The sequence below is a fragment of the Pseudomonas sp. TMW22080 genome (assembly GCF_022496745.1).
In the GTDB taxonomy this organism is placed as follows: domain Bacteria; phylum Pseudomonadota; class Gammaproteobacteria; order Pseudomonadales; family Pseudomonadaceae; genus Aquipseudomonas; species Aquipseudomonas bubulae.
Map to the genome: position 1 here is coordinate 434,755 of NZ_SCFF01000004.1, position 26,511 is coordinate 461,265.

General features: G+C 57.9%; 22 protein-coding genes and 1 pseudogene. 10 read left to right on the forward strand and 13 right to left on the reverse strand.

The annotated features are described in order from the left end of the window. Positions 1 to 99 precede the first annotated feature (99 nt). From EQV96_RS16280 to EQV96_RS16315, 8 genes are all read right to left on the reverse strand, one after another. Positions 100 to 990 carry an ABC transporter permease subunit gene (locus EQV96_RS16280; protein ID WP_016782811.1) on the reverse strand — a complete coding sequence of 297 codons (891 nt, stop codon included), beginning with the start codon at positions 988 to 990 and terminating at the stop codon, positions 100 to 102. After that, on the reverse strand, positions 987 to 1,907 hold the full coding sequence (locus EQV96_RS16285) for an ABC transporter permease subunit (RefSeq protein WP_029611643.1): 921 nt from the start codon (positions 1,905 to 1,907) through the stop codon (positions 987 to 989). Before EQV96_RS16285 ends, EQV96_RS16280 begins: the two co-directional genes overlap by 4 nt. Beyond that, on the reverse strand, positions 1,904 to 3,046 hold the full coding sequence (potA, locus tag EQV96_RS16290) for a polyamine ABC transporter ATP-binding protein (protein ID WP_094999618.1): 1,143 nt from the start codon (positions 3,044 to 3,046) through the stop codon (positions 1,904 to 1,906). The genes EQV96_RS16285 and potA overlap by 4 nt, the downstream gene beginning before the upstream one ends. A gap of 69 nt (positions 3,047 to 3,115) precedes the next feature. Further along, on the reverse strand, positions 3,116 to 4,210 hold the full coding sequence (locus EQV96_RS16295) for a polyamine ABC transporter substrate-binding protein (RefSeq protein ID WP_094999617.1): 1,095 nt from the start codon (positions 4,208 to 4,210) through the stop codon (positions 3,116 to 3,118). 236 nt (positions 4,211 to 4,446) lie between these two features. Further along, positions 4,447 to 5,559 (reverse strand): polyamine ABC transporter substrate-binding protein, encoded by a 1,113-nt coding sequence (locus EQV96_RS16300; protein WP_095017910.1) that lies wholly within the window; start codon positions 5,557 to 5,559, stop codon positions 4,447 to 4,449. 184 nt (positions 5,560 to 5,743) lie between these two features. Then, positions 5,744 to 7,108 (reverse strand): aspartate aminotransferase family protein, encoded by a 1,365-nt coding sequence (locus EQV96_RS16305; RefSeq protein ID WP_094999615.1) that lies wholly within the window; start codon positions 7,106 to 7,108, stop codon positions 5,744 to 5,746. A gap of 62 nt (positions 7,109 to 7,170) precedes the next feature. Then, a complete protein-coding gene (locus EQV96_RS16310) occupies positions 7,171 to 8,529 on the reverse strand; it encodes a glutamine synthetase family protein (protein ID WP_094999614.1) in 1,359 nt (452 codons plus the stop codon). Positions 8,530 to 8,565: 36 nt separating this feature from the next. After that, positions 8,566 to 9,342: a gamma-glutamyl-gamma-aminobutyrate hydrolase family protein gene (locus EQV96_RS16315; RefSeq protein WP_095017911.1), complete on the reverse strand. Its 777-nt coding sequence runs from the start codon at positions 9,340 to 9,342 to the stop codon at positions 8,566 to 8,568. Positions 9,343 to 9,620: 278 nt separating this feature from the next. On the opposite strand from EQV96_RS16315, the gene EQV96_RS16320 reads away from it, so the two are divergent. Both EQV96_RS16320 and EQV96_RS16325 read left to right on the forward strand, forming a co-directional pair. Further along, on the forward strand, positions 9,621 to 10,997 hold the full coding sequence (locus EQV96_RS16320) for a glutamine synthetase family protein (protein ID WP_094999612.1): 1,377 nt from the start codon (positions 9,621 to 9,623) through the stop codon (positions 10,995 to 10,997). Positions 10,998 to 11,095: 98 nt separating this feature from the next. Then, positions 11,096 to 11,743 (forward strand): TetR/AcrR family transcriptional regulator, encoded by a 648-nt coding sequence (locus EQV96_RS16325; RefSeq protein ID WP_240882192.1) that lies wholly within the window; start codon positions 11,096 to 11,098, stop codon positions 11,741 to 11,743. A gap of 134 nt (positions 11,744 to 11,877) precedes the next feature. On the opposite strand, the gene tauD is transcribed toward EQV96_RS16325, so the two are convergent. The 4 genes from tauD to tauA are packed head-to-tail and all read right to left on the reverse strand — an operon-like array spanning position 11,878 to position 15,398. Next, positions 11,878 to 12,711, reverse strand: a complete 834-nt coding sequence (gene tauD / locus EQV96_RS16330; protein WP_095017913.1) for a taurine dioxygenase — start codon at positions 12,709 to 12,711, stop codon at positions 11,878 to 11,880. Positions 12,712 to 12,760: 49 nt separating this feature from the next. Beyond that, positions 12,761 to 13,597 (reverse strand): taurine ABC transporter permease TauC, encoded by an 837-nt coding sequence (gene tauC, locus EQV96_RS16335; protein ID WP_240882193.1) that lies wholly within the window; start codon positions 13,595 to 13,597, stop codon positions 12,761 to 12,763. Continuing rightward, positions 13,594 to 14,388 (reverse strand): taurine ABC transporter ATP-binding subunit, encoded by a 795-nt coding sequence (gene tauB, locus EQV96_RS16340; RefSeq protein ID WP_094999608.1) that lies wholly within the window; start codon positions 14,386 to 14,388, stop codon positions 13,594 to 13,596. Before tauB ends, tauC begins: the two co-directional genes overlap by 4 nt. A gap of 26 nt (positions 14,389 to 14,414) precedes the next feature. Continuing rightward, complete coding sequence (gene tauA, locus EQV96_RS16345; protein ID WP_094999607.1) at positions 14,415 to 15,398, reverse strand: taurine ABC transporter substrate-binding protein; 984 nt, start codon at positions 15,396 to 15,398, stop codon at positions 14,415 to 14,417. Positions 15,399 to 15,897: 499 nt separating this feature from the next. Here tauA and EQV96_RS16350 point away from each other — a divergent pair, with 499 nt between their 5' ends. The 8 genes and pseudogenes from EQV96_RS16350 to EQV96_RS16385 all read left to right on the forward strand — a co-directional run bounded on the left by EQV96_RS16350 (position 15,898) and on the right by EQV96_RS16385 (position 23,210). Continuing rightward, entirely contained in the window at positions 15,898 to 17,259 is a 1,362-nt protein-coding gene (locus EQV96_RS16350; protein WP_095017914.1) for an OprD family porin, read from the forward strand. 293 nt (positions 17,260 to 17,552) lie between these two features. Further along, positions 17,553 to 18,191 (forward strand): peroxiredoxin, encoded by a 639-nt coding sequence (locus EQV96_RS16355; RefSeq protein ID WP_083369699.1) that lies wholly within the window; start codon positions 17,553 to 17,555, stop codon positions 18,189 to 18,191. A 310-nt stretch (positions 18,192 to 18,501) separates the two neighbouring features. Next, a complete protein-coding gene (gene ssuE, locus EQV96_RS16360; RefSeq protein ID WP_094999605.1) occupies positions 18,502 to 19,095 on the forward strand; it encodes an NADPH-dependent FMN reductase in 594 nt (197 codons plus the stop codon). Positions 19,096 to 19,196: 101 nt separating this feature from the next. Then, the gene (locus EQV96_RS16365) at positions 19,197 to 20,162 is read left to right on the forward strand and encodes a sulfonate ABC transporter substrate-binding protein (RefSeq protein ID WP_095017915.1); all 966 of its coding nucleotides are present in this window, start codon (positions 19,197 to 19,199) and stop codon (positions 20,160 to 20,162) included. A 31-nt stretch (positions 20,163 to 20,193) separates the two neighbouring features. Continuing rightward, positions 20,194 to 21,342 (forward strand): FMNH2-dependent alkanesulfonate monooxygenase, encoded by a 1,149-nt coding sequence (gene ssuD / locus EQV96_RS16370; RefSeq protein ID WP_016782830.1) that lies wholly within the window; start codon positions 20,194 to 20,196, stop codon positions 21,340 to 21,342. Positions 21,343 to 21,349: 7 nt separating this feature from the next. Then, positions 21,350 to 22,157, forward strand: a pseudogene (gene ssuC, locus EQV96_RS16375) (aliphatic sulfonate ABC transporter permease SsuC). Then, a complete protein-coding gene (ssuB, locus tag EQV96_RS16380) occupies positions 22,154 to 22,960 on the forward strand; it encodes an aliphatic sulfonates ABC transporter ATP-binding protein (RefSeq protein ID WP_095017916.1) in 807 nt (268 codons plus the stop codon). The pseudogene ssuC and the gene ssuB overlap by 4 nt, the downstream one beginning before the upstream one ends. Positions 22,961 to 22,994: 34 nt before the next feature. Next, on the forward strand, positions 22,995 to 23,210 hold the full coding sequence (locus EQV96_RS16385; RefSeq protein ID WP_003444581.1) for a TOBE domain-containing protein: 216 nt from the start codon (positions 22,995 to 22,997) through the stop codon (positions 23,208 to 23,210). Between the two features lie 723 nt (positions 23,211 to 23,933). On the opposite strand, the gene betT is transcribed toward EQV96_RS16385, so the two are convergent. Continuing rightward, positions 23,934 to 25,931 (reverse strand): choline transporter BetT, encoded by a 1,998-nt coding sequence (gene betT, locus EQV96_RS16390; protein ID WP_094999601.1) that lies wholly within the window; start codon positions 25,929 to 25,931, stop codon positions 23,934 to 23,936. Positions 25,932 to 26,511 lie beyond the last annotated feature (580 nt).

The following is a 26,511-nucleotide window of genomic DNA, read 5'->3' on the forward strand; positions in this document are numbered from 1 at the left end:
CTCCCTCCGGGAGAGGGCTGGGGTGAGGGGCTCTTGATCTCAGGCAAAAAAAAACCTCGCCTCCCTGTCACAGGGGGCGAGGTTTTTTATGACGCTGTCTTAAACCGCGCTGGTCGACTGCGGACGACGCACGTCCGGCTGCTTCCACGATTCCGCCGCAGACTCATCGATAGCCTGCTGAATCGCCTTTTTGCGGTGCTCTTCAGCGCGGCGGCTGAAGAACCACACCATAAAGGTCACCAGTGACACGGCCAGCAAAATCAGGCTGGCCACGGCGTTGATCTCAGGTTTGACCCCCAGGCGCACCGCCGAAAACACTTCCATCGGCAAGGTCGTCGACCCCGGCCCCGACACAAAGCTGGCCAGTACCAGGTCGTCCAGCGACAGGGCAAAGGACATCATTGCGCCGGCCGCCAGGGAGGGCGCAATCATGGGAATGGTGATCAAAAAGAACACCTTCCACGGCTTGGCACCCAGGTCCATGGCCGCTTCTTCGATCGACAGATCCAGCTCACGCAAGCGCGACGACACCACCACCGCCACATAGGCCGAGCAGAACGTCGTGTGCGCGATCCAGATGGTCACCAGGCCACGTTCTTGCGGCCAGCCAATCATCTGCGCCATCGCCACGAACAGCAGCAACAGCGACAGACCGGTAATCACCTCTGGCATGACCAGCGGCGCCGTCACCAGGCCGCCAAACAGCGTGCGACCCTTGAAGCGGCTGATACGCGTCAGCACGAACGCCGCCAACGTACCCAGTGCCACCGCTGCAATCGCCGTGTACAGGGCGATTTCCAGCGAGCGCATCACCGAACCCATCAGTTGCGTGTTGTCCAGCAGGCCCACGTACCACTTCAACGACCAGCCGCCCCACACCGTCACCAGCTTGGAGGCGTTGAACGAGTAGATCACCAGAATCAGCATCGGCAGGTAGATGAACAACAACCCCGCGACCAACATAAAGCTAGAAAAACGGAAGCGATTCATATCTTGCCCTCCAGCTCTTTAGCCTGGCTGCGGTTGAACAGAATGATGGGCACGATCAGGATCGCCAGCATGACCACGGCAAGCGCAGACGCCACCGGCCAGTCACGGTTGTTGAAGAACTCTTGCCACAGCACTTTACCGATCATCAGGGTTTCCGGGCCGCCCAGCAGTTCCGGGATCACGAACTCGCCCACCACCGGGATAAACACCAGCATGCAGCCGGCGATAATGCCGTTTTTGGACAGCGGCACGGTGATCTTCCAGAAGCTGTTGAAGGTGCTCGACCCCAGGTCTGACGCGGCTTCCAGCAAGCTGGTGTCGTGTTTCACCAGGTTGGCATACAGCGGCAGGATCATGAATGGCAGGTACGAATACACAATGCCGATATACACCGCGATATTGGTGTTGAGGATCTGCAGGGGTTCGCTGATCCAGCCCATCGACATCAAGAAGCCATTGAGCAGGCCGTTGTTGCTGAGAATGCCCATCCACGCGTAGACGCGGATCAGGATCGCGGTCCAGGTCGGCATCATGATCAGCAGTACCAGCACGGTCTGCATCTCTTTACGGGCATTGGCGATGGCATAGGCCATCGGATAACCGATCAGCAGGCACAGCAGGGTGCTGAAGAAAGCCATCTTCAGGGAGCCCAGATACGCGGCGATATACAGTTCATCGTCGCCGAGCATGGCGTAGTTGCCCAGGTTCAGCAGTACCTGGATTTTCTGGTCAACGTAGCTATAGATCTCGGTATACGGCGGAATCGCGACGTCCGCTTCGGCAAAGCTGATCTTCAGGACGATAAAGAACGGCAGCATGAAGAACAAAAACAGCCACAGGAATGGAATCCCGATGACCATATGGCGGCCACCGGGGGTTATTCGTTGCAGTCGGCGTTTGAGTTTTCGCATGTTCATGAGCGCAATACCACGCCGCTGTCGTCTTCCCACCACACGTAGACTTCGTCGTCCCAGGTCGGGCGGGCGCCACGGCGTTCGGCGTTGGCCACAAACGACTGCACCAGCTTGCCGCTCGGCAGCTCGACGTAGAACACCGAGTGCCCGCCCAGGTAAGCGATGTCATGCACCTTGCCGCGCGACCAGTTGTATTCGCAGGTCGGCTTTTCGGTGGTGACGAGCATTTTTTCCGGGCGAATCGCGTAGGTGGTGTGCTTGTCTTCCACCGAGGTGCTCACGCCGTGACCGACGTAGATATCGTTCTCCAGCTCCGGGCACTTGATCCGCGCATAGCCTTCGGCGTCATCGACCACTTCACCGTCGAACAGGTTGACGTTGCCGATAAATTCACACACCAGGCGGCTGACCGGGGTTTCGTAAATGTCGATAGGGCTGCCGATCTGGGCAATCCAGCCCAAATGCATGATCGCAATACGCTGGGCCATGGTCATGGCCTCTTCCTGGTCGTGGGTCACCATCACGCAGGTCACGCCCACGCGCTCGATGATCTCAACCAGTTCCAGCTGCATCTGCGAACGCAGTTTTTTGTCCAATGCGCCCATTGGCTCATCCAGCAGCAGCAACTTCGGGCGCTTGGCCAGCGAACGGGCCAGGGCAACACGCTGGCGCTGGCCACCGGACAACTGATGGGGCTTGCGCTTGGCGTACTGGCTCATGTGGACCAGCTTGAGCATCTCGCCCACGCGGGCATCGATCTCGGCGGTCGACATCTTGTCCTGCTTGAGGCCGAAGGCGATGTTCTGCGCCACGGTCATATGCGGGAACAGGGCATAGGACTGGAACATCATATTGATCGGCCGCTCATAGGGCGGCAGGTCGGTGATATCAACACCGTCAAGGAAGATACGACCCTCTGTTGGGCGCTCGAAACCGGCGAGCATGCGCAGCAAAGTGGATTTGCCCGATCCCGATCCGCCGAGCAGGGCGAAGATTTCGCCCTTGTTGATTTCCAGGGACACATCGTCCACGGCAATCGTCTCGTCGAATTTCTTCGTGACCCGGTCGATTTTGACCAGCACCTGCTTAGGTGTCTGGTCGCCCTCGAGGGCTTTCTTATAGGCGCCGGAGGCAACAGCCATTACGTAACTCCCAACAAATTTAGCAGCCCGGCCTTGATGGCCGGGCCTTGGATAGGTGGTCTGGCGAGATTACTTGCCCGTCTTGACCTTGGTCCACGTACGCGTCATCAGACGCTGTATTTTCGGGGGCAGCTCGGTTGAGACGTATGTCTTGTCCAGCACCGCCTGGGTTGGGTAAACCGCTTCGTCGGTACGAATGGACTCATCCATCACCTTGTCGGCCGCCGGGTTAGGGTTGGCATAACCGACATAGTCACTGACCTGAGCGATCACTTCAGGCTTGAGCAGGTAGTTGATGAATGTGTGGGCCTCCTTGACGTTGCTGGAATCCTTGGGGATGGCCAGCATGTCAAACCACAGGGCGCCGCCTTCCTTGGGCACGATATAGGCGATGTTCACGCCTTTTTTTGCATCCTCGGCACGCGCCTTGGCCTGGAATACATCACCGGAAAAACCAATCGCAACGCAGATGTTGCCGTTGGCCAGGTCGGAGATGTATTTGGAAGAGTGGAAGTAGGTGACGTATGGACGCACCGACATCAGGACTTCTTCAGCTTTCTTGTAGTCCTTGGGGTTGGTGCTGTTGGCATCCAGGCCCAGGTAGTTGAGTACGGTAGGCAGCATTTCATCCGCCGAATCCAGGAAAGCCACGCCGCACTTGGTGAGCTTCTTCATGTTCTCGGGTTTGAACACCGCATCCCAGGAGTCGATACTGTCGACGCCCAGCACTTCTTTGACTTTATCGACGTTGTAGCCAATGCCGTTGGTGCCCCACAGGTAAGGCACGGCATATTGATTGCCCGGGTCATTGGCCTGCAGGCGCTTGAGCAGGGCCGGGTCGAGGTTGGAATAATTCGGCAACTGCGCAAGGTCGAGCTTCTGGAACGCACCCGCCTTGATCTGCTTGCCCAGGAAGTGGTTAGACGGAACGACCACGTCATAACCGGTACGCCCGGCCAGCAGTTTGCCTTCCAGGGTTTCGTTGGAATCAAAGACATCATAAATCGGCTTGATGCCGGTCGCGGCTTCAAAATCAGCCAGCGTGTTCGGCGCGATATAGTCCGACCAGTTGTAAATGTGCACCGTGGGTGCCGCTTGTACGCTGACGGCAAGCGTCAAACCAGCTCCGACCAGCAAGGTCTTGCGAAACAGAGATATAGACACGTGATGGTCCTCTAAATAGTTGGGCCTGAGTTGCCCGCGTCATACGGCAGTCGAACCGCCAAAGACAAAACCGGCGCGCAACTTACCCTCGATAAACCTGCACAGCAAAGTTTTCCGCGAATAATTGCCCTAACACCTTGTTTTTCCGACCATTGCGCCGGTTTTTGTGAAACCGGAAGGCCTCAGCCCTCCGGTCTCAATCGCAGCCTTCGGCAGCGGCTACAAGGGGCGAGGCGTTATTTACCGGACTTGATTTTGGTCCAGCTGCGCGTCAGCAACCGCAGGGTGGTCGGCGGCAAATCGCTGATGGCGTAGAGCTTGGCCTTCACTTCATCGGACGGGTAAATGCTCGGGTCGCCCGAGATATCTTTATTCACCAGCGGCGTTGCAGCCTTGTTACCGTTGGGGAAACGCACGCTGTTGGTGATTTCGGCCATCACTTCAGGCTGCATCAGATAATTCATCCAGGCATAGGCGGCGTCGACGTTCTCGGCATCCTTGGGAATGGCGACCATGTCATAGAAACTGCCGGCACCTTCTTTAGGGATCGCGTACTTGAGCTTGACCTTGTCACCGGCCTCTTTGGCGCGGGAAATGGACTGTTCAAGGTCACCCGAGTAACCCACGGCCACGCAGATGTTGCCGTTGGCCAGGTCGGAGATGTACTTGGAGGAATGGAAGTAGCCGACCGAAGGGCGAATCTTCAGGAACAGCGCTTCGGCTTCAGCCAGTTGTTTCTTGTCTTGCGAATCGGTCGGGTAGCCCAGGTAGTGCAGGGCGGCCGGGATCATTTCGGTCGGCGAGTCGAGGAAGCTTATGCCGCAGCTTTTAAGCTTGGCAGCGTTCTCCGGCTTGAACAGCACGTCCCAGGAATCGATGGTGTCCACGCCCAGCGCGGCCTTGACCTTCTCCGGGTTGTAGCCGATGCCGATGGTGCCCCACATGTACGGGAACGCATGTTTGTTGTCTTTGTCGCTGGCATCGCCAACGGCCTTGAGCAACGCCGGGTCGAGGTTTTTCCAGTTGGGCAGCTTGGACTTGTCCAGCTCCTGGTAAACCCCGGCCTTGATCTGCTTGGCCAGGAAATTGTTGGAAGGCACGACGATGTCGTAGCCGGACTTGCCCGCCAGCAGCTTGGCCTCAAGGGTCTCGTTGCTGTCGAACACGTCATAGACCACCTTGATACCAGTCTGGTCTTCGAATTTTTTAACCGTGTCCGGTGCGATGTAATCGGACCAGTTGTAGATGTGCAGAACCTTGTCTGCTGCTTGAGCTGCCCCGGCCATCACACCCATCAAGGAGAGGGCGAGAAGGGTCTTGCCAGCTTTTTTAAAACCTGATGCCTTCATCTGTAATGCTCCAATTGTTCTTTTAAACCACCGATTCAGCGACCTGATCTCAAGGTGACTAAAGCCGGCGGCTAGTCTGGCAAGATCCGGGGCAGGCTTTCAAGGGAAGAGCCTTGATTCTTAAGGCTCTGAGCGCAATTGCCTGCTTTAAAACAGCAGTTCTCCTGCGCTCAAAGCCTAGCAGTTAACCTTGCAAAGTTTCCAAGGTCAGATCCAGGCACTTACGCGCCTTGGTCACCAGCTCGTCGATCTCGTCCTTGCTGATCACCAATGGCGGCGAGATGATCATGGTGTCACCCACGGCACGCATGATCAGACCGTTATCAAAACAGAACTGCCGGCAGATCATGCCGACACCACGGCCTTCGTAACGCTTGCGTGTGGCTTTGTCCTGTACCAGCTCAATGGCACCCAGCATGCCCACACCACGCACTTCGCCCACCAACGGGTGATCGTTCAGTTCACGCAGACGCTTTTGCAAATACGGTGCCGTTTCGGCATGCACCTTCTCGACAATTTTTTCTTCGCGCAGGATGCGGATGTTTTCCAGTGCCACGGCGGCAGCTACCGGGTGACCCGAGTAGGTGAAGCCGTGGTTGAAATCGCCGCCCTCATTCAGCACCGCCACCACTTCGTCGCGCACGATCAGGCCGCCCATCGGGATGTAGCCCGAGGTCAGGCCCTTGGCGATGGTCATCATGTCCGGCTTGAGGTCGTAGAAATCACTGCCGAACCACTCGCCGGTGCGACCAAAACCACAAATCACTTCATCGGCCACGAACAGGATGTCGTACTTGGCCAGGATTTCCTTGATGCGTGGCCAGTAGGTGGCTGGCGGCACAATCACACCGCCCGCGCCCTGGATCGGCTCGGCAATAAAGGCACCGACAGTGTCGACGCCCAGTTCGAGGATTTTTTCTTCAAGCTGATTGGCCGCCCAGATGCCGAACTCTTCCGGGGACATATCGCCACCTTCACCGAACCAGTACGGTTGCGGGATGTGGGTAATGCCCGGAATCGGCAAATCGCCCTGTTCGTGCATGTAGGTCATGCCGCCCAGGCTGGCACCGGCCACGGTAGAACCGTGGTAGCCGTTTTTGCGGCTGATGATGGTCTTTTTATTCGGCTGGCCCTTGATCGCCCAGTAATGGCGAACCATGCGCAGCATGGTGTCGTTGCCCTCAGAGCCTGAGCCGGTGAAGAACACATGGTTCATGCCTTCAGGTGCGATCTCGGCGATGGCTTTGGACAGTTCAAGGACCGGCGGGTGGGCGGTCATGAAAAACAGGTTGTAGTACGGCAGTTCACGCATTTGCTTGCTGGCCGCTTCAGCCAGCTCGTCACGGCCATAGCCGATGGCAACACACCACAGGCCGGCCATGCCGTCGAGAATCTTGTGGCCTTCGCTGTCCCACAGGTACACGCCCTTGGCGTGAGTGATGATGCGTGGGCCGACTTCTTTCAACTGTTTGAAGTCACTGAACGGTGCCAGGTGGTGATCGTTGCTCAGTTGTTGCCATTCGAGGGTTTGCGGGTTCTTGTTGGTCATACGGCTCTCCTTTAGTCAGTAGAGGAGGGGGCGGCGCCTTCCTGGCTCGCCCCTCCAGCGTGTCAGACGGCGAACAGCAGGAATTCCCGCTCCCACGAACTGATGACGCGCTTGAAGTTTTCATGTTCGGCACGTTTGACTGCCACGTAGCCGGTGATGAACTTGGTGCCCAGGTACTTCTCGACCGTCTTGCTGTTTTCCATACGCTCCAGGGCGTCTTCAATGGTCAACGGCAAGCGCAGGTTGCGGCGCTCGTACCCACGGCCCACTACCGGCGCACTCGGGTTGATGCCTTCGACCATGCCGATGTAGCCACACAGCAGGCTGGCGGCAATGGCCAGGTACGGGTTGGCATCGGCGCCCGGCAGGCGGTTTTCGACACGACGGTTCTGCGGCCCGGCATCCGGTACGCGCAAACCCACGGTACGGTTCTCCTCGCCCCACTCCACGTTTACCGGCGCCGAGGTATCAGGCAAGAAACGGCGGAACGAGTTCACATTCGGAGCAAACAGCGGCAACAGCTCTGGAATGAACTTCTGCAGCCCGCCGATGTGGTTCAGGAACAGGTCGCTCATGGTTCCATCTTCATTGGAGAAGATGTTTTTGCCGGTGTTGATATCGATGATGCTCTGGTGCAAATGCATGGCACTGCCAGGCTCGCCGGTCATGGGTTTGGCCATGAACGTGGCGGCGACATCGTGCTTGAGCGCGGCTTCGCGCATGGTGCGCTTGAACACCAGAATCTGGTCGGCCAGGGACAGTGCGTCGCCGTGACGGAAGTTGATTTCCATCTGCGCCGTGCCGTCTTCGTGGATCAACGTGTCCAGATCCAGCTTTTGCAGTTCGCACCAGTCGTATACGTCTTCGAACAACGGGTCGAATTCGTTGGCCGCTTCAATGGAGAAGGACTGACGACCGGTTTCCGGGCGGCCGGAGCGGCCCACAGGCGGCTGCAACGGGTAATCCGGGTCGTCACTGCGCTTGGTCAGGTAAAACTCCATCTCCGGCGCCACGATCGGCTGCCAGCCATGGTCGGCGTAGAGTTTGAGGACCTTTTTAAGCACGTTGCGCGGCGACAGCTCGATCGGGTTGCCCTGCTTGTCGTAGGTGTCGTGAATCACCTGAGCAGTTGGCTCAATTGCCCACGGCACCACAAAGACTGCGTTCTGATCGGGACGGCAGACCATGTCGATGTCGGCCGGATCGAGGAGTTCGTAATAGATGTCGTCTTCGACATAGTCGCCCGTTACGGTTTGCAGCAATACGCTTTCGGGCAGGCGCATGCCCTTTTCGGCAATGAACTTGTTGGTCGGCGAGATCTTGCCGCGAGTAATCCCGGTAAGGTCGGCGATCATGCATTCGACTTCTGTGATCTTGTGGTCTTTCAACCAATCGGTGAGCTGGTCGAGGTTGTTACTCATAAATGCCTCTGGGCTGAGTGTCCTGACTTGAATAAGTCAGGCGTTTACTGACGCATCTGCGTCGCGTTGTGTTGCGCGCCGTCTGCAGGCATCTCCAAATGCCTGGAAGATGGCGAGGTAAATCGGGTTGGAGCTTACCTGCCATTCGGGGTGCCACTGAACCGCCAAAGCAAAAGCCTTGCCGTCTTTGACCGACACGGCTTCGACCAGACCGTCCGGTGCAAGGGCTTCTGCGCGTAAACCGGGGGCCAGGCGATCGATACCCTGGGTATGAATCGAGTTGACCTCGAACTCCGTGGGCAAGCCCAAAGCTGCCAACACTCCGCCCGGCTGGACGTGCATGGCGTGGCTCGGCGCATATTGCACCTCAACAGGGGCACTGGGGTCTTCGCGATGTTCGATAAAACCTTCGACTTCATGCAATTTCTGGTGAAGTGAGCCACCCAGAGCTACATTCAACTCCTGAAAGCCGCGGCAAATGCCGAGCACCGGAACGCCCGCTGCCAATGCAGCACGAATCAGCGGAAGGGTGGTGCGATCACGCTCGGGATCATGCAGCGTGTCTGGTGCGCTGGCGGGGCCGTGATACAAGTGGGGTTCAATATTGGAAGGCGACCCGGTAAAGAGCAGGCCGTCCAGACCGTCAATAATATCGGTCGGATCAATCAGTTCCGCCAGTGACGGAATGATCAGGGGCAAGCCTTTGGCGGCCACTGCAACTGCTCGCACGTACTTATCGCCAGTGATGTGATAAGGATGCAAACCGATCTGCTTGGTGCAGGCGGTGACGCCGATTAACGGCAGGCGTGACATGTAACACCCCGGTATTATTGCTGTTATGGGTTTGAATCGAGCTTAGCCTTGTTCATTTTTTTACACAACACCCCCGTAAAAAATACAACACGGCCCGCTCAAGCCTGCGGGCGCCACCCGTCAAAACAGAACAAATACGCCCCAAAAAGCGTCAAAAATGGCCTTCCGGCGCTTTTTCAGGGCAAAAAAGAGGCTGCTTGACTTCGGTATGCCGTTCGGGTTGACTGAATCCCGTAGCGCTCAATGATTGATATTTTTAACAACAAAGGTGTTGCATCATGTCGGTACCCCCGCGTGCCGTTCAGCTTAACGAAGCGAACGCGTTCCTTAAGGATCATCCTGAGGTTCTGTACGTAGACCTTCTCATTGCGGATATGAATGGTGTGGTGCGCGGCAAGCGCATCGAACGCACCAGCCTGCACAAGGTTTACGAGAAAGGCATCAACCTGCCTGCCTCTCTGTTTGCACTGGATATCAATGGCTCAACGGTGGAAAGCACCGGCCTGGGTCTGGATATCGGTGACGCAGACAGAATCTGTTATCCCATCCCCGACACCCTGTGCAACGAACCCTGGCAAAAGCGCCCTACCGCGCAACTGCTGATGACGATGCACGAACTTGAAGGTGAACCTTTCTTCGCCGACCCTCGCGAAGTACTGCGTCAAGTTGTTACCAAATTTGACGAACTGGGCCTGACCATTTGCGCCGCTTTCGAGCTGGAGTTCTACCTGATCGACCAGGAGAACGTTAACGGTCGCCCGCAGCCGCCACGTTCGCCGATCTCCGGCAAACGCCCGCATTCGACTCAGGTTTACCTGATCGACGACCTCGATGAATACGTCGACTGCCTCCAGGACATTCTGGAAGGTGCCAAAGAGCAAGGCATCCCGGCTGACGCCATCGTTAAAGAAAGTGCCCCGGCGCAGTTCGAAGTGAACCTGCACCACGTTGCCGACCCCATCAAGGCCTGCGACTACGCGGTACTGCTCAAGCGTCTGATCAAAAACATCGCCTACGACCATGAGATGGACACCACATTCATGGCCAAGCCTTATCCGGGCCAGGCGGGCAACGGGCTACACGTTCATATTTCGATTCTGGACAAAGACGGCAAAAATATTTTTGCCAGCGAGGATCCCGAGCAGAACGCCGCATTGCGTCACGCGATCGGCGGTGTGCTCGAGACCCTACCGGCACAGATGGCGTTCCTTTGCCCCAACGTGAACTCCTACCGTCGTTTCGGCGCACAGTTCTATGTGCCCAACTCGCCGTGCTGGGGCCTGGACAACCGTACCGTGGCCATTCGCGTTCCGACCGGCTCGGCCGACTCGGTACGGATCGAACACCGGGTTGCCGGTGCCGATGCCAACCCGTATCTGTTGATGGCCTCTGTGCTGGCCGGTGTTCACCACGGTCTGACCAACAAGATCGAACCGGGCGCACCCGTCGAAGGCAACAGCTACGAGCAAAACGAGCAAAGCCTGCCGAACAACCTGCGCGATGCATTGCGTGAGCTGGATGACAGCGAAGTGATGGCCAAATATATCGACCCGAAATACATCGATATTTTTGTCGCCTGTAAAGAGAGCGAGCTGGAAGAGTTTGAACACTCCATCTCCGATCTCGAATACAACTGGTACTTGCATACCGTGTAAGCGATTGCAGTCCACGAAAAACGCCGCCGGCCTTACAGCCCGCGGCGTTTTTTCATGCTCACAGGTCTACAATGCCGGCTGCCCTTGAGGAGACGCTGATGTCCAGCCGCGCCACACCCCGAAAGCCACGCGCTCGCAGCCAGGGCCGCATCGACACGATACTTGACGCTGCCCGCACGCTGCTGACGGCGCAGGGCGTATCCAGCCTGTCGATTTACAACGTGGCAGAGCACGCACAAATCCCGCCATCGTCGGTCTATCACTTTTTCGCGGGCGTACCCGCGCTCCTTGAGGCGCTGACCGGTGATATTCACGCAGCCTTCCGCGCCTGTCTGCAGGCGCAGATCGAGCATGATGCGTTGAAAGACTGGCGTGATCTTTCGCACATTGTTGAACACCGGATGCTGACGATCTACAACGAAGATGCAGCCGCCCGGCAGTTAATTCTCGCCCAGCATGGCCTTACCGAAGTCACACAAGCCGACCGCCAGCACGACCTTGAGCTGGGGCAATTGATGCACGCGCTGTTTATGCGCCACTTTGAATTGCCAGCACTGCCACAGGACGTGGACGTGTTTGCCCTGGCGATGGAGCTGGGCGACCGCGTGTATGCACGCTCCATCCAGCTGCACGACAGCATCACCCCGCGTATGGCCGAAGAAGGCATGCGCGTGGTGGATGCTTATCTGGGGTTGTATTTGCCGCCGTTTTTGCCGAAACGCAAGAGCCCGACGGTAAACCTGTAGATACTCTGTTGCAGGTCAAGCCCTATTGTGGGAGCGAGCCTGCTCGCGAACGACCTTCGCGAGCAGGCTCGCTCCCACAGTTGCAGTGTTCATGCCGCTGCGCTCGTCAGCGGCTACACGTCATCCCGCGCCCATCAGAACGGAGCATCACCCAAAATCGTTGCACGGTGCATCACACGTCGGTTCGGACGGTAATCGTCCACGGCGTAATGCTGGGTTACGCGGTTATCCCAAAACGCCACATCGTTCTCCTGCCAGCGCCAGCGAATGGTGTATTCCGGGCGGGTGGCATGGGCAAACAGCAACTTCAGGATCGCTTCGCTCTCTGCTTCAGACAGTTCATTGATGCGCGTGGTGAAACCTTCGTTGACGAACAACGACTTGCGCCCGCTTACCGGGTGGGTGCGGATTACCGGGTGCGACAGCGGCGGGTTATTTTTGCGGGTCTGTTCCCAGCGTGCCAAATCTTCCGGGGTCGAACCAAAGCGCTCCAGCGGGAATGACTTGGTGAAATCGTGGGTTGCGGTCAGTCCATCGAGCAGCACCTGCAACGGTTTCGACAACCCTTCAAAAGCGGCAATACCGGCTGCCCACAACGTGTCACCACCAAAAGCCGGCAGTTGCTTGGCACTCAATACCGCGCCCATGGCCGGGGTTGGCAAAAAGGTCACGTCGGTGTGCCATACCGCGTTGTCACGCACGTCGGTCACGGCGGTGTCCAGCACCAGCACTTCCGGCTGGCCAGGCACGTTGGGGTAGATCGGGTGAATATGCAGGTCGCCAAAATTGGCGGCAAAACGGGCCTGCTGCTGCGGTGTAATCGACTGGTTCTTGAAAAACACCACATGATGCTCAAGCAATGCTTGCTCGATGGCATCACGGTGCTCAAGGCTCAGCGGTTGAGTCAGGTCGACACCCTCAATCTGGGCGCCCAGGGCAGAGCTAATCGGGGTAATGGTCAGGCTCATGATCTCTCTCTTAATCAGCGCGCCGATTAATCAGCGTCGAGTTCTGTTGTTAGTGAGCCTGGCCGTGCCACGGCACCAGCTTGCGTTGCAGGGCGCGCAGGCCCATTTCCATGGCAAAGGCGATGATGGCTATCACCAGAATCCCCAGTACCACCACATCGGTCACCAGGAACTGCGCGGCGGACTGCACCATAAAACCCAGGCCACTGGCGGCGGCGATCAGTTCGGCGGCCACCAGCGTCGACCAGCCCACGCCCAGACCGATACGCACACCGGTCAAGATATCCGGCAAGGCGCTCGGCAAAATCACATGGCGAATCAACTGCCAGCGCGTCGCACCCAACGACTGCGCAGCACGGACCTTGGCCGGGTCAACGGTACGCACGCCGGTGGCGGTGGCAATCGCGATCGGGGCGAAAATCGCCAGGTAAATCAGCAGCACTTTCGACAGCTCGCCAATACCGCACCAGATCACGATCAGTGGCAAATAGGCCAATGGCGGGATTGGGCGATAGAACTCGATCAGCGGATCGAAAATCCCCCGCGCAATGCGGTTGTGGCCAATGGCGATGCCCACCGGCACTGCTGTCAGAATCGCAAAGCCCAGACCCAGGCCGATACGGCTCAAGCTCGCGCCCAGGTGCTGCCACAGGGTGGAATCCATATAGCCCGTGGTCGCCAGCAGCCAGCCTTTTTGCAACACGGCAGAGGGCGGCGGCAGAAACAGGGGTTCAATCAGCCCGGCAGCGGTAACGGCCCACCATACGGCGATCAGGGTGACGAGGGTCAGCACGCTGATCCAGCGTGTGCTCAGGCTGCGCTTGACCGGGCGTGGGGTGTGGGGCGCGGCAACCGGGTTGGCGGCGACTGCTTCATAACTGCTCATGCGCGCTCCTGCCGCTGGGCGGCACCGCGTTGTGAAAACACGCGATCAAGCACGTGCTCACGGGTTTCAATAAAGCGAGGGTCGGACTTGATCGAACGTGCCGATTCGCCAGCGTTGTAGCGCTGGCCAAAATCCAGGCTCAGACGCTCAACAATGCGGCCGGGGTTGGGCGCCAGCAAAATCAGGTCAGTGGCCAGAAACACCGCTTCTTCAATGTCGTGGGTAATCAGAAATACCGGCTTGTCGGTACGTCGGCACACTTGCAGCAACAGTTCCTGCATCTGCTCACGGGTGAACGCATCGAGGGCACCGAAGGGCTCATCCATCAGCAATACGCGAGGGTCGGCAGCCAGCGCGCGGGCCAGGCCCACCCGCTGTTTTTGACCGCCAGACAGCTCCCATACGCGGCGCTTTTCAAAGCCGGACAAATCCACCAGCGAAAGCATTTCACGGGCACGGGCTTCGCGCTTGTCCCGTGGCACACCGGCCAGTTCAAGGCCGAAAGCCACGTTGGCCAGTACGTCTTGCCAGGGCAGCAACACATCATCCTGAAACACCACACCGCGCTCGGCACTCGGGCCGTGGACGGGTACGTTGTCGAGGGTAATTCGACCAGCGCTGGGCTCGACGAAGCCAGCGATCAGGTTCAACAAGGAGGTCTTGCCGCTGCCCGACGGGCCAAGTGCGACCAGCAGTTGCTGTGGCCCGAGGCTGACGGAAATATCCGACAGCACCGGCTCAGCGGCGCCCGGGTACTGTGCGCTGATGCGCTCCAGTGTTAACAAGGCCATGACGGTCGACTCCTCAGCGGCGTTGATTATTGAGTAACAAAAGTGGCGTTGACCGACGGCGCGTAGTCCGGCAGTACAGCGTCGACTTTTTTCTGCTCTTTCAGGAAGGCAGCAGTGTCGGCCAGGGCTTTGGTAGTCGGTGCGCCCAGCAATACCACCTGATCAGCCGCCAACGGGTAGACGTTGCCTTGCAGCAGCAGCGGGATATCGGCCGCCTTGGCGCCCGAGAGCTTCACAACCTTGTCGATATTGCCCTGATTGGCCAGCCAGGCTTTAGGGTCCTTGTGGTAGTCGGCGTAGGCATCCAGAGTCACTTTGGCGAACTGCTTAACGACTTCCGGGTGCTTGGCGGCGTAGTCCTTGCGCACGATCCAGGCATCAAAAGTCGGCGCACCGAGCTTGCCCAGCTCACCGGAAGTGATCAGCACTTTGCCGTTCTCTTTGGCAGTGCCCAAAGCCGGGTCCCATACGTAGGTGGCGTCAATATCGCCACGCTTCCAGGCCGCGACAATGGCAGGCGGTGCGAGATTCAGAATCTGTACTTTCGAAGGGTCGATGTTCCAGTGCTTCAATGCAGCCAGCAGGCTGTAGTGACCGGTGGACACAAACGGCACGGCTACTTTTTTGCCGACCAGGTCCTGCGGGCCGTTGATACCGGAGCCGTTGCGGGCGACCAGGGCTTCAGAACCGCCCAACTGAGTGGCGATCAAAAAGGTTTCGACCGGTACGTTACGGGTCACGGCGGCGGTGAGCGGGCTCGAACCCAGGTAGGCAATCTGCACATCACCCGAGGCAATGGCCGCAATGATGTCTGCGCCGTTATCGAATTTGCGCCAGTTGATCTTGGCGTCAGTGGCTTTTTCGTAAGCACCGTCGGCCTGGGCGACTTTGGCCGGGTCAACGGTGGTTTGGTAAGCCACGGTGACATCCGAGCTGGCAGCCTGCGCGAAGAAGCTGGCACCCGCCAGAGACAAAGCAGCCAAAAGGCGTAGGGGAGAGTGCAGTTTCATCAGGTAGCTCCTCGGCAGGTGGCCGGATATCGGCTGGATGCGAGGTTAAATGATCTAAGAATCAGTAAATAAATAACTTTTAAGCATTAGCTTATGTAGTTACGCAACATACAGGCGCGCACCCGCGCCCTAACTGCCAGGGCGTTTTAGCCAGCGGGTGATTAGGTCGAATGTTTAAGAACCAAAGGCTATTAAAAGATTCCTGAAATTATGTTTAGAAATTAGACAAAAGACCGATAGCATTCCCACGCGCGCGTGTAGGAGAAACCCTGCTATATGCCTATTTGATCTGAAAAGATCAGAAACAATTCTTTTTAGGTTTATTAAATAGTCATTAATCTGCGCACAAACGACGAATGATTAGACAAAGGTCGTAGCCATGATGGGTTGCGATTGACTTGCCGGTCACCGTCTGGCGCTAATCGCGCATCTGCAGCACCCAGGCATCAGATCCGGGGCTGAGGAACTACAAAAATTAGAAACGCAAAGGAGCAACACAATGCACAAGTCCACCTTGGCCATCGCTGTGGCCGTAGGATTGTTGGCACAACAAGCCAGCGCTGCCGGCTTTATCGAAGACAGCAAGGCCACGCTGAAGCTGCGTAACTTCTATATCAATAACGATAACCGTGACTCGGGCACCAAAGCTGCCGGTGCGCAAAGCAAGACTGAAGAATGGGGCCAGGGCTTCCAGCTGGACTTCACTTCGGGCTTCACCCAGGGCACAGTCGGTTTCGGTATTGATGCCATTGGCCTGTTGGGCGTCAAGCTCGACTCCAGCGCTGGCAAACACGGCAACCCTAACGGCGCAAACTATGGCGGTTCGGTGTTCCCAAGCGATGGCAACCACGCTGTAGACGATTTCTCCAGCCTGGGCCTGACCGCAAAAGCCAAGGTGTCCCAGACCGAACTGCGCATCGGTACCCTGCAGCCTAAACTGCCGGTTATCGTTAGCAACGACGGTCGCATGCTGCCGCAAACCTTCCAGGGTGGCCAGATCACTTCCAGCGAATTCAAGGACCTGACCTTCACCGGCGGCCAGATCGAGCACGCCAAGGGCCGTAACTCGAGCAACAACGAAGGCCTGTCGATTGCCGGCGCGAACAATTCCATTACGGGCAAGTTCGTTAACAAGTTCTACTACGGCGGTGTGGACTACAAGGTCAACAAAGACCTGTTGCTGCAGTACTACTACGGCAACCTGGAAGATTTCTACAAACAAAACTTCCTGGGCCTGGTTCACAACTGGTCCATCGGTCCGGGCGTGTTGAAATCTGACCTGCGCTACTTCAACAGCACCGACGACGGCAAGAACGGCCACGACTCTGCGTATTACACCACCGGTGATTACGCCAACAGCTCTGCAGGTAGCGGCAAGGGCAAGGTCGACAACAACCTGATCAGCGGCCTGTTCCTGTACACCGTTGAAGGTCACACCTTTGGTGGCGGTTATCAGGTGAGTAACGGCAGCAGCGACTTCCCGTTCCTGAACCAGGGCGACGGTGCATCGGCGTACATCCCTACCGATATGCAGATCTCGAAGTTCGCCCGTGCTGGCGAGCGTACCTGGCAGGCGCGTTACTCGTATGACTTCGCCAAAGTCGGCGTACCTGGCCTGACGGCGGGCGCGGTTTACCTGCGTGGCGACAATATCGACACCTACAACAGCAAAAATGTGCAAACCAGCAATGGCTCTTCCGAGTGGGAACGCGATATCACCGTGGCTTACGTGATCCAGGAAGGCACGCTGAAAAATCTGGGCTTCATGTGGAAAAACGCCATGTGGCGCAACGATATTGCTGGCCAGCGCGACCAGGACGAAAACCGTCTGATCGTGAGCTACTCGATCCCGTTGCTGTAAGCGTGATTTAGTACAAAGTAAGAAAAATCCTGCCCGGCGCAATGCCGGGCAGGGTGTTTACCGAAGACCTCAACGGTCAATTCGCAACACATTAATAGTCGCAGCTCCCTGCCGCTCCCCTTGCCTAAACCAGAACCCACAGTGGCCCCACGCCTGGGCTGCGTCCAATGAAACAGTTTTTAATATCTCTTTTTGTTCTAATCAAATCGATATTTATTCTTTTTAATTAGCTCCAGAGGCAGGCAGAGTGGCTCCATCACGCCCCGCCATTGCCAATAAAAAGGAGCTGCACCATGAGCCTCAGACTCGGCGACATCGCCCCCGATTTCGAACAGGATTCCAGCGCCGGCAAGATCCGTTTCCATGAATGGCTGGGCGACAGCTGGGGCGTGTTGTTTTCGCACCCGGCGGACTTCACCCCGGTGTGCACCACCGAACTGGGCTTCACCGCCAAGCTCAAGGACGAGTTTGCCAAGCGCGGCGTCAAAGCCATCGCACTGTCGGTAGACCCGGTGGACTCACACCACAAGTGGATCGAAGACATCAACGAAACCCAGAATACCGTGGTCAACTTCCCGATCCTGGCCGATGCCGATCGCAAGGTGTCTGACCTCTACGACCTGATTCACCCCAATGCCAGCGACACCCTGACCGTGCGCTCGTTGTTCGTGATTGATCCGAACAAAAAAATCCGTCTGACCATTACCTACCCGGCCAGCACCGGTCGCAACTTCAACGAAATTTTGCGGGTGATCGACTCGTTGCAACTGACCGACAGCCACAAAGTGGCCACCCCGGCCAACTGGCAGGACGGTGACGAGGTCGTGATCGTGCCGTCGCTCAAGGACGAAGACGAAATCAAGCGTCGCTTCCCCAAGGGCTACCGCGCCGTGAAGCCCTACCTGCGCCTGACGCCGCAGCCGAACAAGTAAAACCAACCTCATACCCTGTGGGAGCGGGCTTGCTCGCGATGATGGCGCCGCGGTTTTTTCTGATACACCGCGCCGATCCCATCGCGAGCAAGCCTGCTCCCACAAACATGCAACCGTGTCTTCAACAGGGTTTTTGGCCGTTTCGACGGCCTTTTTTTTGCTTTCGATTTAACAAAAAGGCATATGCATTTTAAGAATAAACAAATGAATAAATATGATTTATAGATATATAAATCACCTGTTATGGTCTGTTCACTCAAGCGAAAACGCTGACAGCGAATTGCACATATTCATTCAAGGAAACGTCTAGATGCTGGTCGTGACACTCGGAGGAAGCCCAAGCCAACGTTCCCGCTCAGGAGTGTTGCTGGACCACGCCAAACGCTGGCTCAACCAGCAAGGCGTTGAAGTGGTGAGCTATCAGGTACGCGACTTTCCGGCCGAGGACTTGCTGCACGCACGCTTCGACAGCCCGAAAATCATCGACCTGCTGCAACAGATCGAAAACGCCGATGGCCTGGTGATTGCCACCCCGGTGTACAAAGCCTCGTTCAGCGGCGCGCTGAAAACCGTGCTCGACCTGCTGCCCGAACGCGCCCTGAGCCACAAAGTGGTACTGCCTATCGCCACCGGTGGCAGCATCGCCCACATGCTGGCCGTGGACTACGCCCTCAAGCCAGTACTGTCGGCACTCAAGGCCCAGGAAATGCTTCAGGGCATTTTTGCCGAAGACAGCCAGATTGCTTACGGCGAAGGCGGCGCACAAGCGCAACTGGTGCCGATTCTGGAACAGCGCCTGCAAGAGTCACTCGAACAGTTCTACAGCGCCCTGGCGCGACGCCCCAAGCCTCTGGACCCGAGCATCCTCAACGAGCGTCTGGTGACGGCTCGCTGGAGTATCTGAAACAGCATTTTTCCCACCGATAAAAGCTCCACCACCTTACTGATCCGCTAACGGCCCAGCAGGTGCTACCCGAATCCCGAACAACAAAAAAGGAGAGCGCCATGCGCCCTGTCATTTTGCGTCGTGGTCTGGTCGCACTCTTAGCTGCGGCTGTGTCCTTCGGTGCTGTTACCCAGGCCCAAGCCGATACCCTGCGCATCGGTTATCAGAAATACGGCACGCTGATGCTGCTCAAGGCCAAAGGCACGCTGGACAAGCGCCTGGCCGAGCAGGGCGTTGACGTGCAATGGACCGAATTCCCCGGTGGCCCGCAATTGCTTGAAGGCCTGAACGTGGGCTCCATCGACTTCGGCGTGACCGGCGAAACCCCGCCCGTGTTCGCCCAGGCCGCCGGCGCCGACTTGCTCTACGTCGCCTACGAGCCACCAGCCCCCACCAGCGAAGCGATTCTGGTGCCCAAGGATTCGACCATCACCTCGGTCAAAGATCTCAAAGGCAAAAAAGTCGTCCTCAACAAAGGCTCCAACGTGCACTACCTGCTGGTGCGTGCCCTTGAAGACGCCGGCCTTAAATACACCGATATCCAGACCGTGTTCCTGCCCCCCGCCGATGCCCGTGCTGCCTTTGAACGCGGCAGTGTCGATGCCTGGGTAATCTGGGACCCGTACCAGGCAGCCGCCGAACAACAGCTGCAAGCGCGCACCCTGCGTGACGCCAGTGGCATCGCTGACAACCATCAGTTCTATCTGGCTACCAAGCCTTATGCCGAACAGCACCCCAAGGTGATCGAAACCCTGGTCGATGAAGTACGCACTATTGGCGAATGGGCCAAGGCCCACCCCGAGGACGTGACAAAACAAGTCGCACCACTGCTGGGCCTGTCTCCTGAGATCACCCTCACGGCGGTCAAACGCCAGGGCTACGGCGCACAGTTTCTGACCCCGGAAGTGGTCAACGCGCAGCAAAAAATCGCCGACAGTTTTTACCAGCTCAAGCTGATCCCCAAGCCGCTGGTTGTGAAAGACGTGATCTGGACGCCCCCGGCCAATCTGGCCAAAGCCAACTAACGCTTGCTGCCCCTAATTAGGAGACCACTCCATGAGCCTCAATATTTTCTGGTTCCTGCCTACCCACGGTGATGGCCATTACCTTGGCACCTCCGAAGGCGCCCGCGCCGTTGACTACGGTTACCTGCAACAAGTCGCGCAAGCCGCTGACCGCCTGGGCTTTGGCGGGGTACTGATTCCTACAGGTCGTTCGTGCGAAGACTCATGGCTGGTGGCGGCCTCGCTGATTCCGGTAACCCAGCGCCTGAAATTTCTCGTAGCCCTGCGCCCGGGCATTGTGTCGCCCACCGTTGCAGCGCGTCAGGCCGCGACCCTGGACCGTTTGTCCGGTGGCCGCGCCCTGTTCAACCTGGTCACCGGCGGCGACCCGGAAGAGCTGGCCGGTGATGGTTTGTTCCTCAGCCACGAAGAGCGCTATCAGGCCTCGGTAGAGTTCACCCGCATCTGGCGCCGTGTGCTTGAAGGCGAAACCGTGGACTACGATGGTGAACACATCACCGTCAAAGGCGCCAAGCTGCTTTACCCGCCGATTCAGCAACCGCGGCCACCGCTGTATTTCGGCGGGTCTTCGGAAGCCGCACAGGATCTGGCCGCCGAACAAGTGGAAATGGTTCTGACCTGGGGCGAGCCACCGGCTGCCGTTGCAGAAAAAATCGAACAGGTGCGCGCCAAGGCCGCCAAATTGGGCCGCACCGTACGTTTCGGCATTCGTTTGCACGTAATTGTGCGTGAAACCAACGAGGAGGCTTGGAAGGCCGCCGACAAACTCATCTCGCATCTGGACGACGACACCATCGCCCGTGCCCAGGCCTCGCTGTCGCGCTTTGACTCGGTGGGCCAGCAGCGTATGGCCGCCCTGCACGGCGGCAGCCGCGACAACCTCGAAGTCAGCCCTAACCTGTGGGCAGGCGTGGGCCTGGTACGGGGCGGCGCTGGTACGGCGCTGGTCGGGGATGGTCCGACCGTGGCCGCACGGGTTCAGGAATACGCCGACCTGGGCATCGACACCTTTATTTTCTCCGGTTACCCGCACCTGGAAGAGTCCTACCGTGTGGCCGAGTTGTTGTTCCCGCACCTGGATATCGAACGCCCGGAACTGCCAAAAAGTGCAGGCTACGTGAGCCCGTTTGGCGAAATGGTCGCCAATGACATCCTCCCTAAAGCCGCGTCGCAGAGCTGAGGTCGCCATGAGTTCAGGCAAGGCCTCGGGCCTCAAAAATATCGGTCACACCCTGGCGCCCTGGGCCTTGCCGGTCTTGCTGCTGGCAGTGTGGCAGCTGTCCGTGTCAGCGGGCTGGCTGTCGACACGCATCCTGCCCGCCCCCAGTGCCGTGATCACGGCCGGCGTCGAGCTGGTGCGCAGTGGCGAAATCTGGAAACACCTGGCCATCAGCGGCTGGCGCGCCGGGCTCGGCTTTGTGATCGGTGGCAGCATCGGTCTGGCGCTGGCGCTTTATCACCGGCCTGTCGAAATGGGGTGAACGCCTGCTCGACAGTTCGGTGCAAATGATCCGCAACGTGCCGCATCTGGCGCTGATTCCGCTGGTCATCCTGTGGTTCGGCATCGACGAGTCAGCGAAGATTTTTCTGGTGGCGCTGGGGACTTTATTCCCGATCTACCTCAACACTTACCACGGTATCCGCAACGTTGACCCGGCGCTGGTGGAAATGGCGCGCAACTATGGCCTGTCCGGTTTCAGCCTGTTCTGGCAGGTGATCTTGCCGGGCGCGCTGCCGTCGATCCTGGTGGGTGTGCGCTTTGCCCTGGGCTTTATGTGGCTGACGTTGATCGTGGCCGAAACCATCTCCGCCAGCTCCGGCATTGGCTACCTGGCGATGAACGCCCGGGAGTTCCTGCAAACCGACGTGGTGGTGCTGGCGATTGTTTTGTACGCAGTGCTCGGCAAACTGGCCGACACCGCAGCCCGGGGGCTGGAGCGCATCTGGTTGCGCTGGCACCCGGCGTATCAAGTGGTTAAAGGCGGTGCAGCATGACAGCTCAACAACCTCCACGTTTGCGCCAGGGCATACCGCTGGCCATCAACGGCTTGCAGAAGGCCTTCGGTGAGCGCCTGGTGCTACGTGATATCAACCTGCATATCCCGGCAGGGCAGTTTGTCGCCATCGTAGGCCGCAGCGGGTGCGGCAAAAGCACCCTGATGCGTTTGCTGGCCGGCCTGGATCAGCCCACTGCAGGCCAGTTGCTGGCCGGTAGTGCGCCCCTGCAAGAGGCCCGTGAAGACACGCGCCTGATGTTTCAGGAAGCGCGTTTACTGCCCTGGAAAAAAGTCATCGACAACGTGGGTCTGGGCCTTAAGGGCGACTGGCGGCCAAAGGCGCTCAAGGCACTGGAAGAAGTCGGCCTGGCCGAGCGCGCCAATGAATGGCCGGCAGCACTTTCGGGCGGTCAGAAGCAGCGCGTGGCCCTGGCCCGCGCCCTGATCCACCAACCGCGCCTGCTGCTGCTTGACGAGCCGCTGGGCGCGCTGGATGCCCTGACCCGCATCGAAATGCAGCAACTGATTGAACGCCTGTGGCGCCAGCATGGTTTTACCGTATTGCTGGTGACCCATGACGTGAGCGAAGCCGTCGCGATTGCCGACCGTGTCATTTTGATTGAAGAAGGCCAGGTAGGGCTGGACCTCACGGTCGACCTGCAACGCCCACGGCTACGCGGCTCGCATCGTCTGGCGGCACTGGAAACCGAAGTACTGAACCGTGTTCTTGCACTGCCTGGCTCGCCACCTGAGCCGGAACCCGTTGCACCGCTGCCTACGCAACTGCGCTGGGCGCAATAAACCCACTTTCTATCCCAAGACAGGAATCGACACCATGACCATTAAAGCCATCAACGTTCGCAACCAGTTCAAAGGCCACATCAAGGAAATCGTACTGGGCGACGTGCTGTCGGAAATCGACGTACAAACGGCGTCGGGCATCGTGACTTCGGTGATCACCACCCGCTCGGTGAAGGAGCTGGAGCTGGTGGTCGGTAGCGAAGTGATCGCGTTCGTAAAGTCCACTGAAGTGTCCATCGCCAAGTTGTAAATCATGGGTGATTCACAGCCCCGAACGGCGTAAGCCCTTCGGGGTTTTTTGTGCCTGAAAATCGCGCTCAAATCCTGGGGGTCATGGCTGTGGCCGCTCATCAGCGATAAACAGCGCAACAAATTCTTGGCCGCCTGAATGCGCTGCTCGGCACAGGCCAGCAGGGCAGATACAGAGGCGCGGGGATCGATCAATAAAACGTGGGAACCGACGGGATTGTCGGCTTGGGGAACGTACTGGGACATGCTTTAACTCCTAAGAAAAGGAGCCACCTCAATCAGCTTGCACGCAGAAAGAGGCTAGCAATTGTGCTCGGGTGTGCAAGACCGGTCCCAGATAACCCGGCAGACCCGAAGATCTCCCGCGCACAACCGCCATAACGCCGATTGCAGGCGCAGAGCCTACCAAGCGAAATGAAAAGTTGGAAATCTGAGAGTCAGGCTTGCACGCCTGATCGCTGATGTTCAGCGATGGAGCGGACTATAGGCAGCCCGCTTGGGGCATCACAATGGGGTAACGCGGGTGAAAGCCCGATCCCACATAAGTGCGCGAAAGGTCTGTAGAAATCGCAGCGCCTGCATCGCGAGCAAGCCCGCTCCCACAGGTTTGACGAGCATCCACACATGGTGAGAACACCCAAAACCTGTGGGAGCGGGCTTGCTCGCGATGGCATCAGCCCGGTGACTCAGGCCATCACAGCAGCCTGAATCACCACCAAACCAATCAGCGCACCAAATGCAAGAACTGCAGATGGCGTTCGTACTGGTCGAGGATGTCGTTGATGATCTGCTCTTTGGTGTAGCCCGTCAGGTCGTAGTCCTGGCTGCCTTCGGCCAGATGCACTTCAGCACGGTAGTAACGGCGATTACGCAGTTGCTCCTTTTTGCCGAAGCCACCCCGGGCGAAGGACGGCGTGAAGTAGCCACGCATCTGCACCTGGTAGATAAACGGATGTTCATCCCCATGACCGATTTCCAGGCTCACGTTGTCGTTGGCCGGGTCTGGCTGGGTGACAACGTTAAGGCCTTTCTCCCGGAACACAGCGCTCACTTCTTCAATCGCCGGGCGCACGGTGGTGTCCATAAAGCGGTACACCTCGTCCCGCGACGGGAAGTGCACGGCCTGGCTCAAGCGCTGGCGCCAGCCACCACGACGCGAGTGCGAAACGGGTGCCAGGGAGTGGGTCTGCGCAATCTTCTTCTGCGACTCAAGGTAGAACGCCTTGTGCAGGCCCCACATCATCAGCAGCAAAATCAGCGAGAACGGTAACGAGGTCAGTACTACCGCTGACTTGAGCGCATCGATACTGCCTGAGAACAGCAGCGCACTGGTCACCAGCGCAGTCATCGCGCCCCAGAACACCCGCAGCCATTTCGGGCCGTCTTCGTCCGCGTTATTGCCACGGGCCGAGAGGGTGGACAGCACCACAGTACCGGAGTCAGCCGAGGTCACGAAGAACACGAAGCTGATAAACACCGTCACCGCGATAACGGTCTTGCTCCACGGGTAGGTCTCAAGCAGCAGGTACAGCGTACGCGACGGGTCATCGATAGCCGACTGGCCGAGGGCAACCATACCGTGGTTGAGCACCTGGTCGATGGCGCTGTTGCCGAAAATAGACATCCACGCCAGGGTGAAGCCCAGTGGAATCAGCAGCACGCCGAACACGAACTCGCGGATGGTCCGGCCACGGGAAATACGCGCAATAAACAGGCCTACAAAGGGCGACCATGCGATCCACCAGGCCCAATAGAACACGGTCCAGCCGCCCAACCAGTCACTTGGCTTGTCGTAGGCATACACATCGAAACTCTTGGTGGGCAGTGCACCCAGGTAGTCACCGATGTTCTGCACCAGAGTGTTGAGCAAGTGCTGGGTGGGGCCGGCGAACAACACAAACAGCAGCAGGGCACAGGCCAGCAGCATGTTGATGTCGGACATCACCCGTACGCCCTTGTCGACACCGGCAATGGCCACCAGAATCGCGGCGCCCATCATCAACGTGATCAGGCCCACTTGCACCCATTGGGTATGGGGCATGCCGAACAGGTAGTCGAGGCCGGAATTGAGGTGCAGCACCCCAAAGCCCATGTCGGCGCCCAGACCGAACACCGTGGCGATAATGCCGAAACCATCCACCGCATAACCGATGGGGCCGTTGATGCGCTTGCCGATCAGCGGGTAGAGCGCCGAGCGCAGCGCCAGCGGCAGGTTATGCCGGTAGGCGAAGTAGGCCAGTGCCATGCCGACGAACGCGAACACCCCCCAGCCGTGCAGGCCCCAGTGCAGGAACAGCAGCTGCATGCCCTGGCGCGCAGCCTCGGCATTGCCGGCCGGGCCCTGCGGCGGGTTGAGCATATGGGTGAGGGGTTCGGACACACAGAAGAAAAATAGCGTGATGCTGATCCCGGCGGCGAACAACATGCCCGCCCAGGACAGGTAACTGAACTCGGGTTCGTCGTGGTCGGCACCGAGCTTGATCTTGCCGTAGCCGGACAAGGCGGTGACGACCACGAAGATCAGATACAGGGTCATCGCTAACATGTAGTACCAGCCGACCGTGTTGGCCGCCCAGTTTTGTGCGGCCAGCAGCCATTCGCCGGCAGCGGCAGGCATGGCGATGACCACCACACCGAAGATCAGGATAAACGCGGCGGCAAAGTAGAACACCGGCGGGTTCATGCGGATCGAGGACGTCTCGGACGTGATCGGTACACTCATTGGATGTGCACCTTATAGAGGTAAAACGGGATCAAAAAGAGCGGATTCGGCAAGGGTTAGCCTCCTGTTGTGAGCGGGCAGCGGACCACCGGTTTAACTTGAACAAGCATTCAAGTTAAACATGGATGGCCTTTCAGCACTAATCGCTGCCCGCAGCTGCACGCCTGATACGTTAGCTCATGGCAAGGTATGACACATGGCCATGATCATCGTTCAGCCTTTATAGCGTGGGGCTATCAGGGGGGAGAGGCGGCAAAAGAAAACGGGAATTTCGGGCGCTGAAAAAAAATCCAAAAAAAATGTTCGCAGAAGCGCAGTGATCAAAAAATAGACTGATTTAGACGCCGATCAGTAGTGCCTCAGGAGGAAAGTACCGACGAATTTACAGCAGAGGGGGGGACCCTATTGATTGAAGTGGTCCCAGAGACTTATCTCGCATTGGCGCCCGCAATCTACAAGCACCAATACGAACAAACAGAGATTCACAAAGAACACCTGATAATGTTACCCGATTACAGTTATCAAAAATTTAAGACTACAAACACTCTCTTTCATACATCGAAGTTAACAATAGAACCTA